Source organism: Streptomyces sp. 6N223, from assembly GCF_052246635.1.
Taxonomy (GTDB): Bacteria; Actinomycetota; Actinomycetes; order Streptomycetales; family Streptomycetaceae; genus Streptomyces.
The window spans coordinates 11,198-26,921 of record NZ_JBQQCA010000080.1; the positions used below are offsets into that span (position 1 = coordinate 11,198).

At 72.5% G+C, this 15,724-nt stretch carries 18 protein-coding genes; 13 read left to right on the forward strand and 5 right to left on the reverse strand.

Annotated elements, in window-relative coordinates; translation table 11 throughout:
- The first annotated feature begins 15 nt into the window (after positions 1-15).
- The 4 genes from ACTWQH_RS30785 (at position 16) to ACTWQH_RS30800 (ending at position 2,405) form a co-directional block, all read left to right on the forward strand.
- On the forward strand, positions 16-1,335 hold the full coding sequence (locus ACTWQH_RS30785) for a CynX/NimT family MFS transporter (protein ID WP_443290088.1): 1,320 nt from the start codon (positions 16-18) through the stop codon (positions 1,333-1,335).
- A gap of 16 nt (positions 1,336-1,351) precedes the next feature.
- A complete protein-coding gene (locus tag ACTWQH_RS30790) occupies positions 1,352-1,468 on the forward strand; it encodes an SGM_5486 family transporter-associated protein (protein ID WP_443290089.1) in 117 nt (38 codons plus the stop codon).
- A 159-nt stretch (positions 1,469-1,627) separates the two neighbouring features.
- A complete protein-coding gene (locus ACTWQH_RS30795; protein WP_443290090.1) occupies positions 1,628-1,807 on the forward strand; it encodes a hypothetical protein in 180 nt (59 codons plus the stop codon).
- A 79-nt stretch (positions 1,808-1,886) separates the two neighbouring features.
- Positions 1,887-2,405, forward strand: coding sequence for a SixA phosphatase family protein (locus ACTWQH_RS30800; protein ID WP_443290091.1), 519 nt, complete (start codon positions 1,887-1,889; stop codon positions 2,403-2,405).
- Between the two features lie 60 nt (positions 2,406-2,465).
- On the opposite strand, the gene serB is transcribed toward ACTWQH_RS30800, so the two are convergent.
- Positions 2,466-3,731, reverse strand: coding sequence for a phosphoserine phosphatase SerB (gene serB, locus ACTWQH_RS30805; protein ID WP_443290092.1), 1,266 nt, complete (start codon positions 3,729-3,731; stop codon positions 2,466-2,468).
- Between the two features lie 200 nt (positions 3,732-3,931).
- Here serB and ACTWQH_RS30810 point away from each other — a divergent pair, with 200 nt between their 5' ends.
- On the forward strand, positions 3,932-6,493 hold the full coding sequence (locus tag ACTWQH_RS30810; protein ID WP_443290093.1) for an FHA domain-containing protein: 2,562 nt from the start codon (positions 3,932-3,934) through the stop codon (positions 6,491-6,493).
- A gap of 90 nt (positions 6,494-6,583) precedes the next feature.
- Here the strand turns inward: ACTWQH_RS30810 and ACTWQH_RS30815 are convergent, their stop codons facing one another.
- Positions 6,584-7,012, reverse strand: a complete 429-nt coding sequence (locus tag ACTWQH_RS30815) for a transglycosylase SLT domain-containing protein (RefSeq protein WP_443290094.1) — start codon at positions 7,010-7,012, stop codon at positions 6,584-6,586.
- Between the two features lie 418 nt (positions 7,013-7,430).
- Here ACTWQH_RS30815 and ACTWQH_RS30820 point away from each other — a divergent pair, with 418 nt between their 5' ends.
- From ACTWQH_RS30820 to ACTWQH_RS30835, 4 genes are all read left to right on the forward strand, one after another.
- Positions 7,431-8,591 carry a GAF domain-containing sensor histidine kinase gene (locus tag ACTWQH_RS30820; protein WP_443290095.1) on the forward strand — a complete coding sequence of 387 codons (1,161 nt, stop codon included), beginning with the start codon at positions 7,431-7,433 and terminating at the stop codon, positions 8,589-8,591.
- Complete coding sequence (locus ACTWQH_RS30825; protein WP_443290096.1) at positions 8,584-9,219, forward strand: response regulator; 636 nt, start codon at positions 8,584-8,586, stop codon at positions 9,217-9,219. The genes ACTWQH_RS30820 and ACTWQH_RS30825 overlap by 8 nt, the downstream gene beginning before the upstream one ends.
- A gap of 161 nt (positions 9,220-9,380) precedes the next feature.
- Entirely contained in the window at positions 9,381-9,620 is a 240-nt protein-coding gene (locus ACTWQH_RS30830) for a chaplin (protein WP_443290097.1), read from the forward strand.
- Between the two features lie 149 nt (positions 9,621-9,769).
- Positions 9,770-10,030, forward strand: a complete 261-nt coding sequence (locus tag ACTWQH_RS30835; protein ID WP_443290098.1) for a chaplin — start codon at positions 9,770-9,772, stop codon at positions 10,028-10,030.
- 92 nt (positions 10,031-10,122) lie between these two features.
- Here ACTWQH_RS30835 and ACTWQH_RS30840 read toward each other — a convergent pair whose 3' ends face one another.
- Positions 10,123-10,935, reverse strand: coding sequence for a hypothetical protein (locus tag ACTWQH_RS30840; protein ID WP_443290099.1), 813 nt, complete (start codon positions 10,933-10,935; stop codon positions 10,123-10,125).
- A 134-nt stretch (positions 10,936-11,069) separates the two neighbouring features.
- Between ACTWQH_RS30840 and ACTWQH_RS30845 the strand changes: the two genes are divergently transcribed.
- The 3 genes from ACTWQH_RS30845 to ACTWQH_RS30855 all read left to right on the forward strand — a co-directional run bounded on the left by ACTWQH_RS30845 (position 11,070) and on the right by ACTWQH_RS30855 (position 13,432).
- Positions 11,070-11,861 carry an ABC transporter ATP-binding protein gene (locus ACTWQH_RS30845; protein ID WP_443290100.1) on the forward strand — a complete coding sequence of 264 codons (792 nt, stop codon included), beginning with the start codon at positions 11,070-11,072 and terminating at the stop codon, positions 11,859-11,861.
- 103 nt (positions 11,862-11,964) lie between these two features.
- Positions 11,965-12,387: an NfeD family protein gene (locus ACTWQH_RS30850; RefSeq protein ID WP_443290101.1), complete on the forward strand. Its 423-nt coding sequence runs from the start codon at positions 11,965-11,967 to the stop codon at positions 12,385-12,387.
- A gap of 61 nt (positions 12,388-12,448) precedes the next feature.
- The gene (locus ACTWQH_RS30855) at positions 12,449-13,432 is read left to right on the forward strand and encodes an SPFH domain-containing protein (protein WP_443290102.1); all 984 of its coding nucleotides are present in this window, start codon (positions 12,449-12,451) and stop codon (positions 13,430-13,432) included.
- An 18-nt stretch (positions 13,433-13,450) separates the two neighbouring features.
- Here ACTWQH_RS30855 and ACTWQH_RS30860 read toward each other — a convergent pair whose 3' ends face one another.
- Both ACTWQH_RS30860 and ACTWQH_RS30865 read right to left on the reverse strand, forming a co-directional pair.
- Entirely contained in the window at positions 13,451-13,966 is a 516-nt protein-coding gene (locus ACTWQH_RS30860) for an HNH endonuclease (RefSeq protein ID WP_443290103.1), read from the reverse strand.
- A 128-nt stretch (positions 13,967-14,094) separates the two neighbouring features.
- Complete coding sequence (locus tag ACTWQH_RS30865; protein WP_443290104.1) at positions 14,095-14,634, reverse strand: YbhB/YbcL family Raf kinase inhibitor-like protein; 540 nt, start codon at positions 14,632-14,634, stop codon at positions 14,095-14,097.
- 130 nt (positions 14,635-14,764) lie between these two features.
- Here ACTWQH_RS30865 and ACTWQH_RS30870 point away from each other — a divergent pair, with 130 nt between their 5' ends.
- Complete coding sequence (locus ACTWQH_RS30870) at positions 14,765-15,409, forward strand: DNA-3-methyladenine glycosylase (protein ID WP_443290105.1); 645 nt, start codon at positions 14,765-14,767, stop codon at positions 15,407-15,409.
- Positions 15,410-15,724 lie beyond the last annotated feature (315 nt).

A 15,724-nucleotide genomic window follows, 5' to 3' on the forward strand; every position in this document is an offset into this window, starting at 1 on the left:
CTATGATGCGACTCCATGGGCCTGGTGAAGGGTGACCGTACTCCGCGGGAGGGCGTCCGCGCATCCGTGCCGCGCGGCTTGCGGCGGCCCTCCTCCCTCTGGCTTGTCACCGTCGGCCTGGTGCTGACGGCGTTCAACCTCCGCGTGGCCGTCACGGGCCTCGGCCCGGTGCTCCCGGAGATACGCAGGGACCTGGGCATGAACGGCACCGTGGCGGGCCTGCTGACCTCCATGCCCGCGCTGTGCTTCGCCGTCTTCGGCGTCGCCGCCCCCCGGCTGGCCCGCCGCCACGGCCCGGCGGCCGTGACGCTGGCCGGGCTGACCGCCACCGCCGCGGGCCTGGCGCTGCGCTCCCTCACCGGCTCCACGGTCCCGTTCCTGGTCACCAGCGCCCTCGCGCTGGCCGGCACGGCGATCGGGAACGTGCTGATGCCGGTGCTCGTCAAGCGCTACTACCCGGACCGGGTCGGCGCCATGACCGGCCTGTACTCGATGGCGCTCACCCTCGGCGGCGGGACCGGCGCGGCCCTCACCTTCCCGCTGGCGCGGGCGGCGGGCGACAGCTGGCGCGCGGGCCTGGGCCTGTGGGCCGCCGTCGCGGCCCTGGCCACCCTGCCCTGGCTCCTCGTCCTCCTCCGTCCCCAGGATCCGGTGCCCGCGGACCCGCCGCCCGCCGAGCCGGCGCCTGCCCACCCCACGCCGGGCGGTACGGCGTACGCCGTGAGCCGCGCGCCGGAGCGCCGGGAGACGCGGCCTCCGTCCCTGGCCCGCTCCCGCGTCGCCTGGGCGCTGGCCGTGTTCGTCGGCGTCCAGGCCATCTCCGCCTACACCCTCGCCGGCTGGGCGCCGCAGATCTTCCGCGACGCGGGCGTCCCGGCCTCCACCGCCGGCCTGCTGACCGCCGTGATCATGGGCCTGGGCGCCCCGCTCGGCTTCGTCCTGCCGCGCCTGGCCTCCCGGATGCCCCACCAGGGCCCGCTCGTCGCCGTGCTCGGCGCCTTCGGGCTGGCCGGATACGCCGGGCTGTGGGCGGTGCCGGCCCAGGGCGCCTGGTTGTGGGTCGTGCTGCTCGGCATATCGAACTGCGCCTTCCCCGTGGCGCTGACCATGATCGGCCTCAGGTCCCGCACCAGCCAGGGCGTCGCCCGGCTCTCGGCGTTCACCCAGAGCATCGGCTACCTGATCTGCATCCCCGGCCCGCTGCTGGTGGGCACGATCTACGAGGCCACCGGCGGCTGGGACCTGCCGCTGGCCCTCCTGATCGTGCTGATGGTCGCGCAGATCGCGGTCGGCTGGCTGGCCGGCCGGGACCGGCACGTGGAGGACGGCGGCTGAGTGGGAGACTGGGCCCATGCCAGCGCTCGACCCCAACCCCACCGGCGGCCAGCGGACCCTGCTGCTGATCCTGGGTGCCATGCTCGCCATCAGCGTCGTCATCGGCGTCATCGCCACCATCGCCTCCCCCTAGGCCCGTAGTCCCGTGGGTGGGGCTAGCACCACCATCCCTTAGGGGGCCAGGTTCAGGGGCGACTGGGTGGGTTGCCGGATGGGCGCCTCGCCGGCGGTTCCGTAGCGTGCTGAGTGGTTCCCGGGAGGGGCCCCAGACGACAGGACGGAGGCGAGCGCCATGACCGAGATCCGGCTCCGCTGGTGGGCCGTGCTCCTCCCCGCCGCGGTCTTCGCGGCCCTGCTGACGCTGCTGGTCGCCGGCACCAACGCCAACGCCGGGGCGGTCGGCCAGCGGCAGCCCGTCACCCAGCCGGTGACCGGGCTGGTCGACCAGGTGCGGCAGGCTTTCTTCCCCTGATGACCGGTGCCCTGGCCGCGGCCGGGAAGATCCTCAACCCCCCGAGACCTGGGGCACGTTTCGTGCGAAGCTGGGGCGCATGAGCGTCGATGTTCCCCGCAGGATCGTTCTCCTCCGACACGCCAAGGCCGACTGGCCTCAGGTCTCCGACCACGACCGGCCGCTCGCCGACCGGGGCCGGAAGGACGCCCCGGTGGCCGGACGCTGGCTGGCCGGGGCCGGAGTCAGCCCCGAACTGACCCTCTGCTCGACCGCGACCCGCTGCCGCGAGACCTGGAAGCTCACCGCCCCCGAGCTGTCGCGGCGACCGAAGACCGTGTACGACGACAGGCTCTACGAGGCCTCGCTGGGCGAGCTGATCGCCGTGATCAACGGGGTGGACGACGCCATCAGGGACCTGATGCTCGTCGGCCACAACCCCGGCATCCAGGCGCTCGCCGACGCCCTCAGCGGCGAGGGCGAGGGCGACGCGCTCGCACGCATGAACCGCTCCGGCTTCCCCACCTCGGCCATGGCCGTGCTGAGCCTGACCGGGGACTGGAAGTCCGTGGAACACGGCTCGGCCCGCCTCGTCGCGTTCTGGACCCCGCACGAATGACCCGTCCCGGCCCTGCGAGGCCCGGGCGTCCGAGCAGGCCCTTCGTGCCGGGCGTTCGTGTCAGCCCCGGCCCGGCAGGGCCGAAGCGTCCGCCGCCTCCACCTCTTCCCGGGTGATCCCCAGCAGGTACAGGACCGTGTCGAGGAACGGCACGTTCACCGCGGTGTGCGCCGCCTGCGCCACCAGCGGCTTCGCGTTGAAGGCGACGCCGAGCCCGGCGGCGTTCAGCATGTCCAGGTCGTTCGCCCCGTCGCCGATCGCCACGGTCCGCGACAGCGGCACGCCCGCCTCGGCCGCGAAGCGCCGCAGCAGCCGCGCCTTCCCGGCCCGGTCCACGATCTCCCCGGTGACCCGGCCGGTGAGGCGGCCGCCCACCACCTCCAGGGTGTTCGCCGCGGCGAAGTCCAGGTCCAGATGCTCCTGCAGCGCGTCGGTGACCTGCGTGAACCCGCCGGAGACCACCCCGACCTGGCAGCCGAGCCGCTTGAGAGTGCGTATCAGGGTGCGCGCCCCGGGCGTCAGCCGGACCCGGGCGCGGACCTTGTCGATCACGGACTCGTCGAGCCCGGCCAGCAGCGCCACCCGCGCGTGGAGCGACTCCACGAAGTCCAGCTCGCCGCGCATCGCCGCGTCGGTGACCTTGGCGACCTCCGCCTCGCAGCCGGCGTGCGCCGCGAACAGCTCGATCACCTCGTCCTGGATGAGCGTGGAGTCCACGTCCATCACCACCAGCCGCGGCGCCCGCCGCGCCAGCCCCGAGGCGACGACGGCCACGTCCACCGCCCGCGCGGCGGCCTCGGTGGCCAGCTCGGTCCGCAGCCGCTCGGTGGCCACCCCGGAGACCTCGAACTCCACGGCGGTCACCGGATACTTCGCCAGCCGGAAGATGCGGTCGATGTTGCCGCCGGTGTCGGCGATGCGGGCGGCGATCGCCGCCGTCGCCTCGGCGGTCAGCGGGCTGCCGAGCACCGTGGCGTGGGAACGCCCGGCCCCGCGCGCGGGGTTGTCTCCGGTGCCGGAGATGATCTCGGCCTGCAGCCCGGCCGCCTCGGCCCAGCCGTGCAGCGTGGCCCGCAGCTCGCCCTCGCTCGCCCCGCCCCCGCCTCCGGATCCGGCACGCGGCGCGGTCACCAGTGCGCACAGCGTGATCCGGCCGCGCGTGACGACCTGCTCGATGTCGACGACGTCGACCCCGTACGAGGCGAGTTGGGCGAAGAGTCCGGCGGTGAGCCCCGGTTTGTCTCGTCCGAAGATCTTCACCAGCAGGGTGGGCGCGTCCGGCATCATGATGCCCACCACGGTAGTCGCACCAGGCGAGAGCGACATGTCATGTCCGGCCCCTGGACGCCACGGAGAGATGAACGTCACGATGTTGCTGACGCTCTGCACCAGCTCGGTGACTTCTGGGGGGCGACTTCACGCGAGCGGGCCGAGCCTGGAATAGTTCCCCAACGATGTTCAAACCATCCCTAGACCTCTGACGCTGAGGTCTCTTCGGGGGACAACTTTTGTTTGTGGGGCATGGAGTGCCGGAACTCGTACTAGAACTCAACGGGCAAACCTGGACGTTGGACCCGACGCGGACCTACACCGTGGGCAGGGATCCGCAGGGCGATCTCGTGCTGACCGACTCGCGGGTGTCCTGGCGCCACGCCACGCTCCGCTGGGGCGGTCAGAGCTGGGTGGTGGAGGACCACGGCAGCACCAACGGGACCTACGCCCAGGGCCAGCGCATCCAGCAGATGCCGCTCGCCCCGGGGAGCGTCATCCACCTGGGCAACGCCGCCGACGGCCCGCGCATCACCTTCTCCTCCACCGCGCCCGCGCCCCGTCAGCAGCAGGCCGCGCCGCAGCAGGCCCCCATGCAGCCGCCGATGCAGCAGCAGGCCCCGATGCAGGCTCCGATGCAGCCTCCGATGGAGGCCCCCGCGGGCGCCATGGCCGGTGGCCCGCCCCCGGGGATGCCCCAGCAGCAGCACGGCTACGGCTTCCCGCCGCAGGGCCCCGCCCCCGGCGGCGCCGGCGTTCCCGGCGGGCCCGCGGGCCCCGGCGGCGCAGCGCCCGGCGGCGACCGGGCCGCCAACACCACCTTCCACCACCTCACCGTGGGCAAGGTGACCCGCATCGGCCGCGCCCTGGAGAACGAGCTGGTCGTCTCCGACCTGCAGGTCTCCCGCTTCCACGCCGAGTTCCTGGCGCACGCCGACGGCCGCTTCGAGATCCACGACCTCGGCAGCCACAACGGCACCTACGTCAACGGCCAGCAGCTGCCGAAGAACGGCCGCCGCTACCTCGGCCAGAACGACACCGTCGCCATCGGCCACTCCACCTTCCGCCTGGTCGGCAACCAGCTCCAGGAGGACATCGACACCGGTGCCGTCACCTTCTCCGCCCGCCACCTCACGGTGCAGGTCAACAACGGCCAGCTGACGATCCTCAACGACGTCTCCTTCGGCGTGCCCGAGAAGTCGCTGGTCGGCGTCATCGGCCCCTCCGGCTCCGGCAAGTCGACCCTGCTGCGCGCGCTGACCGGCTACCGCCCGGCCACCTACGGCGAGGTGCTCTACGACCACCGGAACCTCTACACCCACTTCGCCGAGCTGCGCCACCGCATAGGCCTGGTGCCGCAGGACGACATCCTCCACACCGCCCTGCCCGTGCGGCAGGCGCTGCGGCTGGCCGCCCAGCTCCGCTTCCCCGGCGACGTCGCCGAGGCCGAGCGCAACAACCGCGTCGAGGAGGTGCTGGCCGAGCTCAAGCTCTCCCCGCACGCCACCAAGCGCATCTCCTCCCTCTCCGGCGGTCAGCGCAAGCGCGTCTCGGTCGCGCTGGAGCTGCTGACCAAGCCCTCGCTGATCTTCCTCGACGAGCCGACCTCGGGCCTGGACCCGGGCATGGACCGCGACGTGATGCAGCTGCTGCGCGGCCTGGCCGACGACGGCCGCACCGTGCTCGTCGTCACCCACTCCGTGGCCGAGCTCAACCTCTGCGACCGCGTCCTGGTGATGGCCCCCGGCGGCGGCGTGGCGTACTTCGGCCCGCCCGACGAGGCGCTGAACTTCTTCGGCTACGACAGCTGGGCGGACGTCTTCTCCGCCTTCGAGAACTACCGCGACTTCGACTGGATGAGCCGCTGGCGCGGCTCGCAGCACTACCAGATGTACGCCGCCGACCTGGACGCCGTGCAGCCGCAGCAGGCACAGCCCGGGTACTACCAGCCCATGGCCATGGCCGCCATGCAGCACAAGGCCCAGAGCTGGGGCTCCCAGGTGGTGACGCTGATGAAGCGCTACGCCGCCGTCATCCTGGCCGACAAGGGCTTCCTGGGCCTGACGATCGCCCTGCCCGTGGTCCTCGGCCTGGTCAGCGCGATCATCCCGTCCGACTACGGTCTGGCCCACGGCCCGCCGGACGTCGGCGGCCGCAACGGCGACGCCAGCATCATCCTGCTCGTCATCGTCGTCGGCATGTGCTTCACCGGCGCGGCCAACGCCGTGAGAGAGCTCATCAAGGAGCGCGTCATCTACGAGCGAGAACGCGCCGTCGGCCTCTCACGCTCCGCGTACCTGATGTCCAAGGTCTTCGTCCTCGGCATCGTCACCGTGCTCCAGGGCGCCATCCTCTGCCTGATCGGCTTCTTCCCGCGCGACGAACCCGAGGAGGGCGTGATCGCCTCGCCGTACATGGAGATGACCCTGGTCATCATGGCGCTGGGCTGCACCTCGATGATGATCGGCCTGGTCATCTCCTCGCTGGTGAAGACCTCCGAGATGACGATGCCGCTGCTGGTGATGATCTCGGTCGTGCAGCTCGTCTTCACCGGCGCGCTCTTCGAGGTGCACGGCACCCTGGGCGTGGAGCAGATCGCCTGGCTGATGCCCTCGCGCTGGGCGCTGGCGGGCGTCGGCACCACGACGGACCTGAACACGCTGTCGCGCACGGCCGACTCCAGCGAGGACCCGCTGTGGAAGCACGAGGCCGGGGCGTGGCTGCTCGACGTCGCCATGCTCGGCCTGATCGCCGTCGTCTGCGGCTTCTTCGTCATGAAGTTCCTGCGCCGGCACGAGCCCGAGGTCATGCGCGCCTGACCGCCTACGACCGCCTACGACCGCATACGTCGGAAGCGGCGGGCACCCCGTGAGGGTGCCCGCCGCTTCGCCTGTGACGGCTCCGGCCGGTCAGTACCAGCCGTTGACCTCCCAGAAGTTCTTGGCCTCGCACGGGCTGCCGTAGCGGCCCTTCATGTACTTCAGGCCCCACTCGATCTGGGTGGCGGGGTTCGTCTTCCAGTCGTCGTCCACCGTCGACATGCGCTTCGCCGGCAGCGCCTGGACCAGGCCGTAGGCGCCGCTGGTGGGGTTGGTCGCGGTGTGATCCCAGTCACTCTCGTGGTTGACGATCCACCGGAAGCAGGAGAACTGCTCGTCGTCGCTGATCATCTGCCGGGCCAGGGCCCGGTTGTGGCTGATGTCGGAGGCGTCCGCGGCGCTGGCGGAGCCGGACAGCCCGGTCACACCGATGGTCGTGGCCGTTGCGGTGAGGAGCCCGGCGGCCACCAGCCGGCGGGCACGGGAGCGGTTCTGTCGCAGCGCGGTACGAAGAGACATCGAGTTTCAAACCTCAGCTTCCGGCCGCAGCGCATCACTCCGTCGTCGCGGTGCGGCCTGTTGATTCGGGGGGTCGCGAGCCAGTCTTAGCGAGGCCGAAAAACCAGGTCAAAGGGGGCAATTACTACGGGGCCCCGTGCGATCCCGACCCCGCCGGGACCGTCCCGGGACCTCCCCGAACCCCCATCCGGGCCGGTCACCGCGCCCACCCCCCGCCACTACCCGGCTTCGTAGCGGGACTTCCGTCCTATGCCGCGCCTCACACCCACCGCCCCCGCCCACGCCGCAGCGTGCCAACGCCGTCACCCGCCGTGCCCGCGCCCGCGGGCCCTCCGCCCCGGGACCTACGACCCCCGCCGCACCGTCCCCCAGCGGCGGCCCGATCCGCCGCCCACCCCCGCGCGTTACCGTGCTGTTCATGGCCCCCAGAACCGGGCTCGCCGCCGTCAGCGCCGCGCTGCTCGCCATGAACCGCACCCTGGAGGTGCGCGACGTGCTGCAGACCATCGTCGGCTCCGCCCGCGAGCTGCTCGCCGCCCGCTACGCCGCCCTCGGCGTACCCGACGGCCACGGCGGCTTCGCCCAGTTCATCGTCGACGGCGTCAGCGACCGCCAGTGGCAGGCCATCGGCCCGCTGCCCCGCCAGCACGGCGTGCTCGCCGCCATGCTCCACGACGCCACCCCCGTACGCCTCGCCGACGTGCGCCGCCACCCCGACTTCGAGGGCTGGCCCGCCGCCCACCCCGAGCTCACCGACTTCCTCGGCATGCCCATCGCCGACGGCGAGGAGGTACTCGGCGCCCTCTTCCTCGCCAACAAGCGCTGCCCGCCCGGCCGGCAGCCCAGGCGGGACCCCCACGACGGCTGCGCCTTCACCGCCGAGGACGAGGAGCTGCTGCGCCTGCTCGCCGAGCACGCCGCCATCGCCCTGACCAACGCCCGCCTCTACGAGCGCAGCCGCGAGCTCACCATCGCCGAGGAACGCGCCCGCCTCGCCCACGAGCTGCACGACGCCGTCGCCCAGAAGCTGTTCTCCCTGCGGCTCACCGCCCAGGCCGCCGCCGCCCTCGTCACCCGCGACCCTGGCCGCGCCCGCCAGGAGCTGCGCCAGGTCGCGCAGCTCGCCGCCGAGGCCGCCGACGAGCTGCGCGCCGCCGTCATCGAGCTGCGCCCCGCCGCGCTCGACGAGGACGGCCTCGTCGCCACCCTCCGCGCCCAGACCCAGGTCCTCGACCGCGCCCACCCGGCCGGCGTCACCTTCGACAGCCAGGGCGTGAGGGCGATGCCCGCCCCCCAGGAGGCGGCGATGCTCCGCGTGGCCCAGGAGGCGCTGCACAACGCCCTGCGCCACGCCGCCCCCACCCGCGTCGAGGTCACGCTCCTCCGGCGCGGCGTCGCCACCGTGCTGCGCGTCGCGGACGACGGCGTCGGCTTCGACCCGAACGCCGTCCGCGCCGCCGGCCGCCACCTGGGCCTGGTGTCGATGCGCGACCGCGCCGCGGCCGTCGGCGGCGCCCTGACCGTGGAGTCGGAGCCCGGCAAGGGCACCGTGATCGAGATGGAGGTGCCCGGTGGCTGACGTCATCCGCGTGCTGCTCGTGGACGACCACCAGGTGGTGCGGCGCGGCCTGCGCACGTTCCTGGAGGTCCAGGACGACATCGAGGTCGTGGGGGAGGCGGCCGAGGGAGCCGAGGGCGTGGCACGGGCCGAGGAGCTGCGGCCCGACGTGATCCTCATGGACGTCAAGATGCCCGGCACCGACGGCGTGGAGGCGCTGCGCAGGCTGCGCGACGCCGGCAACCCCGCCCGCGTGCTGATCGTCACCAGCTTCACCGAACGCCGCACCGTGGTGCCCGCCCTGCGCGCCGGCGCCGCCGGCTACGTGCACAAGGACATCGACCCCGACGCCCTCGCCGGCGCGATCCGCTCGGTGCACGCCGGGCACGTGCTGCTCCAGCCGGAGGTGGCCGGGGCGCTGCTGGCGGAGGAGGTGTCCGGCGGCGGCCGCGGCGGCAGCCTCACCGACCGCGAACGCGAGGTGCTGGCGTTGATCGCCCGCGGGCGTTCCAATCGCGAGATCGCCCGCGCGCTCGTCCTGTCCGAGAAGACCGTCAAGACCCACGTCTCCAACATCCTGATGAAGCTGGACCTCGCCGACCGGACCCAGGCGGCGCTGTGGGCCGTACGGCACGGCGTCTCCGACTGAACGCCGCGCGCGGTCACGTCATATGCCTGACCGAGATTCATACCGTCGGGTGTATGTCGCCCGGACGGCGTATCCTCCCGGCCCGCCGGGCGTTCTGCATGGCGTGCCGCGACGGACTTCTCGCGGCACGCCCAAGTGCAGTGCAAGGAAGGTCGAACCAAGTGAACAACCTGAAGAAGGCCGCCGCGATCACCCTCATGGCCGGCGGGATCGTCGTCGCCGGAGCCGGGGCGGCCTCCGCCGAGTCCGTCGCCCACGGCTCGGCGACCACCTCCCCGGGCGTCGGCTCCGGCAACACCGTGCAGGCGCCCGTCCACATCCCCGTCAACATCACCGGCAACTCCGTGAACGTCGTGGGCGTCCTCAACCCCGCCTTCGGCAACACCGGCACCACTCTCTGAGTGCTCTCACGGGCGCGCGCCGCCGGTTGCGCCGAATGGTGGGTAACGCGCGGGGCCGCCGTGCCATCGGCACCACGCGCGCGTTGTGCAACGTGCGACCCCGCGACCCGGGGTCCCGGCACAGTCCCATCCAGGAGGAACGCAACACCATGAACACTGCCAAGAGGGCCGCCATTCTGCTGGTGGCCACGGGTGCGGCCGTCTCGGGCGCCGCCGGTACCGCCTCCGCCTTCGGGGGACACGGCCCGAGCGGCGCCACGGCCAAGGGATTCGCGGCGAAGTCGCCGGGGCTGATCAGCGGCAACATCCTGCAGATCCCGCTGGACATCCCGATCCAGCTGAGCGGCAACTCGGTGAACATCGTCGGATTCCTCAACTCGGCGTTCGGCAACACCGCGGCCAACCTCTGAGGCCCCTCCGCGGCGTGCGGCGCGCGCACCACCCGTCAGGGCTCCCGCCCCCAACGGCCCGGGAGCCCTGACCCGTTCTCCGCTTCTCCGCCTCAGCCGCGCCGCCGCTCCAGCTCCTCGGCGTAGGCGTTGTACGCCGCCACCCGCGCCCGCCGCGCCGCCCGCTCCACCGGCCGCAGCAGCCGGTCCCGTTCCGCGATCTGCGCCGCACTCACCGCCCCCGTCCCCTCCACCGACTCCTCGGCGATCTCCACCAGCGCCCCCACCCGCTGCGCGAGCTCCAGCACCCGCACCGCCCGCGGCGGATAGCCCGGCGCCAGCAGCCGCCTCGGGCCGGACCTCGCCCGGTACGCCTCCAGCCGCGCCAGCGCCACCGGGCCCGCCCCCGCCACGTCCAGCGCCGTCAGCGCCTCCGTCGCCTCCCGCAGCACCTCCGCAAGCTCCCGCTCCGCCTCGCCCAGCGTCGGCACGTCCGCCGGCGGCGCCTGACGCACCGGCAGGCAACGCCAGACCACCTCCGTCAGCACGTCCCCCGCCGGGCCCGCCTGGCTCACCTCCGGCACCAGGCCCAGCGCGGGCGCCGCCCCGGGCCCGTCCGCCGGCGCGGAGGTCAGCACCGCCTCCCCGGCCGCCATGGCCACCATGTTGAACTCCGGCGGACCGCACAGCCCCAGCGGGTGCCCGGGCGCCGGCAGCGCGATCCGCAGCCCCGTCACCCCCAGCGAGCGCAGCCGCCCCAGCGCCAGCGTCAGCCCCACCGGGTCCGGCTCGTCCGGCAACTCCGCGACCCGGTGGACCGCATCGGGGCCCACCACGCGCAGCGCCGCGTCATCCGGCGAGACAAGCCCGGCGAAGAGGGCATTCCCCCAGGCGGCCAGCCGCCCCGCACGAGGTTCATCCAACATGCCTCTACCTTAGGGAAGCGCGCCAGGCGGCCGCTGACCTCCTGACGACCGGCGCGGGACTGGAGTGCCGTAGCGTTTGTCCTTGAGCTTTTGTCCTTGGAACGACCGGCGACGCAAGGGGAGAGAACGCGCGCATGAGCGATGTACTGGAGCTGGTGGACGTATCCGTGGTCCGCGGCGGCAGGGCTCTGGTGGACCACGTCTCCTGGTCCGTCGCGGAGGGCGAGCGCTGGGTCATCCTCGGCCCCAACGGCGCCGGCAAGACCACCCTGCTGAACGTCGCCTCCAGCTACCTGTTTCCCACCACCGGCACCGCCCAGATCCTGGGCGAGAAGCTCGGCAGCGTGGACGTCTTCGAACTCCGCCCCCGCATCGGCATGGCGTCGAGCGCGCTGGCCGAGAAGCTGCCCCGCAGACAGACCGTGCTGCAGACCGTCCTCACCGCCGCGTACGGCATGACCGCCGGCTGGCAGGAGCAGTACGACGAGGTCGACGAGCGCCGCGCCCGCGCGTTCCTCGACCGGCTGGGCATGAACGACCTCCTCGACCGCCGCTTCGGCACCCTCTCCGAGGGCGAGCGCAAGCGAACCCAGATCGCCCGCGCCATGATGACCGACCCCGAACTCCTGCTCCTCGACGAGCCCGCCGCCGGCCTCGACCTCGGCGGCCGCGAGGACCTCGTACGCCGCCTGGGCCGCCTCGCCCGCGACCCGTACGCCCCCGCCATGGTCATGGTGACCCACCACGTCGAGGAGATCGCCCCCGGCTTCACCCACGTGCTCCTCATCAGCCAGGGCAAGGTGCTGGCCGCCGGGCCGATGGAGACCACGCTCACCTCGGCCAACCTCTCCCGCTGCTTCGGCCTCCCGCTGGTCGTCGAGCGGCAGGGCGACCGCTGGACCGCCCAAGGGCTGCCGCTGGCCTGACCACCCGGCGCGCCCGGCGCCCCGGCGCGAGCCCGGCCCCGCGCCCCAGCCGGCGTTGGCGCAAACCCTGTTGGTGCCGAACCGGCGGGCTTACCATGAGTTGGTGGACTTCTGGGTGTGGTGGCTCGTAGCCGCCGGAGGATTCGCCATCGTGCTCGTCCTCACCGCCATGCCGGAGCTCGGCATGCTGGCGGCCGGCGCCGTGGCGGGCGCGATCACCGCCGGGCTGACGGACAACCTGATACTCCAGGTCGTCGTCTTCGCCATCGTGTCCACCGCCCTCATCATCGTCGTCCAGCCCGTGGCCCGGCGCGCCCGCACCGGGCCGCCGCCGCTGAGTTCGGGCGTGGACGCGCTCTTGGGCAAGTCCGCCGTCGTGCTGGAGCGGGTCGACGGCACCAGCGGACGCATCAGGCTCGCCGGGGAGACCTGGTCGGCACGCGCGCTGAGCGAGGAGGACACCTTCGAGCCCGGCAGTCAGGTCAGCGTCGTCGAAATCGACGGGGCCACCGCTGTCGTGATGTGATGGATACCTCGTCTCACACCGACAATCGTTCCAACTCACCTAGTCGCAGGGGGATTACACGATGGACGCCATCATCATCGTGCTGGTGATCCTGGTGGTGCTGGTGGTCATCGCGCTGGTCCAGACGATCCAGGTGATCCAGCAGGCCAGCGCCGCCATCGTGGAGCGGTTCGGCCGCTACACCCGCACGCTCAACGCCGGCCTCAACATCGTCGTCCCGTTCATCGACCGCATCCGCAACCGCATCGACCTCCGCGAGCAGGTCGTGCCCTTCCCGCCGCAGCCGGTGATCACCCAGGACAACCTCGTGGTGAACATCGACACCGTCATCTACTACCAGGTGACCGACGCCCGCGCCGCCACCTACGAGGTGTCCAACTACATCCAGGCCATCGAGCAGCTCACCGTCACCACCCTGCGGAACATCATCGGCGGCATGGACCTGGAGCGCACCCTCACCTCCCGCGAGGAGATCAACGCCGCGCTGCGCGGGGTGCTGGACGAGGCGACCGGCAAGTGGGGCATCCGCGTCAACCGCGTCGAGCTCAAGGCGATCGAGCCGCCGACCTCCATCCAGGACTCGATGGAGAAGCAGATGCGCGCCGACCGCGACAAGCGCGCCGCGATCCTCCAGGCCGAGGGTGTGAGGCAGTCCGAGATCCTCCAGGCCGAGGGCGCCAAGCAGGCCGAGATCCTGCGCGCCGAGGGTGACGCCCGCGCCTCCGCGCTGCGCGCCGAGGGCGAGGCACAGGCCATCCGCACCGTCTTCGAGGCGATCCACGCCGGGGACGCCGACCAGAAGCTGCTGTCCTACCAGTACGTCCAGATGCTGCCGAAGATCGCCGAGGGCGACTCCAACAAGCTCTGGATCGTCCCCAGCGAGATCGGCGAGGCGCTCAAGGGGCTCGGCGGCAACCTCAGCAGGCTGGCCAACGGCAACGGCGGAGGCGGCGGCGAGGGAGCGGGCGGAGGAGGCGGCGAGACCACCACCCCCTCCTCCCTGGAGAAGCCCCCGCCCCCGCGCCAGCAGCCGCGCATCGAGTAGCGGGAGTCCTGCCGCGGGCTACGCCGCGGCCTGTGGCACCCGCAGCCAGTCCGGCAGCGGCGCGTCGCCCTCCCGCGCCCCCACCGCGAGCACCAGCGCCGCGCCCGGTGTCGGCTCGAACGGCGTGATCAGCAGCCGCATCCCCGCCTGCGCCGGCGTACGGTCCGCCTTGCGGTGGTTGTCCTCCGCGCACGCCGCCACCGTGTTCAGCCACGTGTCGCCGCCGCCCTGCGAGCGCGGCACGATGTGGTCGATGGTGGTCGCCCGGCGGCCGCAGTACGCGCACCGGTGCCGGTCCCGGACCAGCACCCCGCGCCGCGACCACGGCGCCCGTTGTCGGAACGGCACCCTCACGAAGCGCCGCAGCCGGATCACCTGCGGCACCGGCAGGTCCACCGCCGCAGCGCGCACGCGCAGCCCGGGGTGGGCGTGCTCGACGACCGCCTTGTGCTGGATGACCAGGACGACGGCACGGCGCAGCGGCACCGTCGACAGCGGCTCGTAGCTCGCATTCAGCACAAGGGTCTGACGCATCCCGCCCACCTCCCGGTCCCGGCCCGCCCCCGCGGCGGGATGGCACCACTGTGCCGCCGGCCGGCCCGGCCGACAATGCAATTTCCCGGGAACGGACGGTGACGGGCAGTGGCGGGCGGGAGGCGGCCTCAGCCCTCGGCGGGGTTCTCGTACTCCCCGATCACGTGGGCGCGGCCGATCGCGTGGAACCGGAGGTTGAACCCGACGTACGCCGGCGAGGCGTCCGCGTCCGGCCCCAGCTTCTCGGTGTCCACGGCGTAGACCGTGAAGACATAGCGGTGCGGGCCGTCCCCGGGCGGCGGCGCGGCACCGCCGAAGTCGCGCGTCCCGTAGTCGTTGCGGACGTGCACCGCGCCCTCCGGCAGCCCGGCCATGTCACCGCTTCCGGCGCCGAGCGGCAGCTCGGTGACGTTCGCGGGGATGTCGAAGAGCACCCAGTGCCAGAAGCCGCTGCCCGTGGGCGCGTCCGGGTCGAAGCAGGTGACCGCGAAGCTACGCGTGCCCTCGGGGAACCCGGACCAGCGAACATGCGGCGAGACGTTGCCGCCCGCGTACACCTGGTCATCCTTCAGCCGCTGCCCGTCCTGCACGTCGTCGCTGTGCACCGAGAAGGACGCCACCGGCGGATGAAAGTCGTGGGGGAGCGGGCGCCGCTGCGGCTCGGGCATGTCGGAACCTCCAGAAGGCCAGGGGATCGTGGATCAGGATCATCAGGGGAGTGGATCACTGCCCGGGTCAGCCTAGCCACCGCGCCAGCCGCCCGGGGGCCGGGCCCGGCGGCCGGCGTATGGTCGTGGGATGACACCGGCGCTGCCACGGGACTTCTTCGACCGGCCCGCGCTGGAGCTGGCCCCCGACCTGCTGGGCCGGACCCTGGTGCGGACCTCCGCCGAGGGCGACATCGCCGTCCGCCTGACCGAGGTGGAGGCGTACGCCGGCGAGCTCGACCCCGCCTCGCACGCGTTCCGTGGCCGCACGCCACGGAACGCCACCATGTACGGCCCGCCCGGTCACGTGTACGTCTACTTCACCTACGGCATGTGGCACTGCATGAACCTGGTGTGCTGCCCCCCGGGGGTGGCGGGAGCCGTGCTCCTGCGCGCCGGGGAGGTGCTGAGCGGCACCGAGCTGGCGCGGCGGCGGCGGCCGTCCGCGCGACGCGACGCCGAGCTGGCCCGGGGCCCCGCCCGGCTGGCGACGGCGCTTGACGTCGACCGTACGCTCGATGGTGCGGACCTCTGCGGCGAGGAGGAGCAGGGCTTGCGCCTTCTGCGGGGCACCCCCGTGGGGAAGGAGCAGGTCAGGACCGGCCCGCGGACCGGGGTCGCCGGGGACGGGGCAGTCCCGCCCTGGCGTTTCTGGATCCACGGCGATCCGACGGTCAGCCCCTACCGGCCGCACCGGCCCAGGACCCGGCTTGACGCCCGGGTGGCGAGGTCGTAACGTTGGTCGGGTCGCCTCCGGGCGGCACGCTCCAAGAAGCGGTCGAAAGACGGCGAGGAGGTGCCCGGAGAGTGGCCACCATCTCAGCCATGACTTCCCTTCCGAGGGGCCCTTCGGTACGCCGTAAAGCGGACCCCCGGGAAGCGGGTTAGGACCTCGCGGAGAAGTCGGCTAGAATGGATAAAGAGCGAGGCAACGCCCGGTGGGTGTCCGTTCCTTGAGAACTCAACAGCGTGTCATGCTTGTCAATGCCAGATTTTTTCGAGATTCATTGCGAGGATTGTCTCGCGTGGATGGTCTCTGTTTTGAGTATGC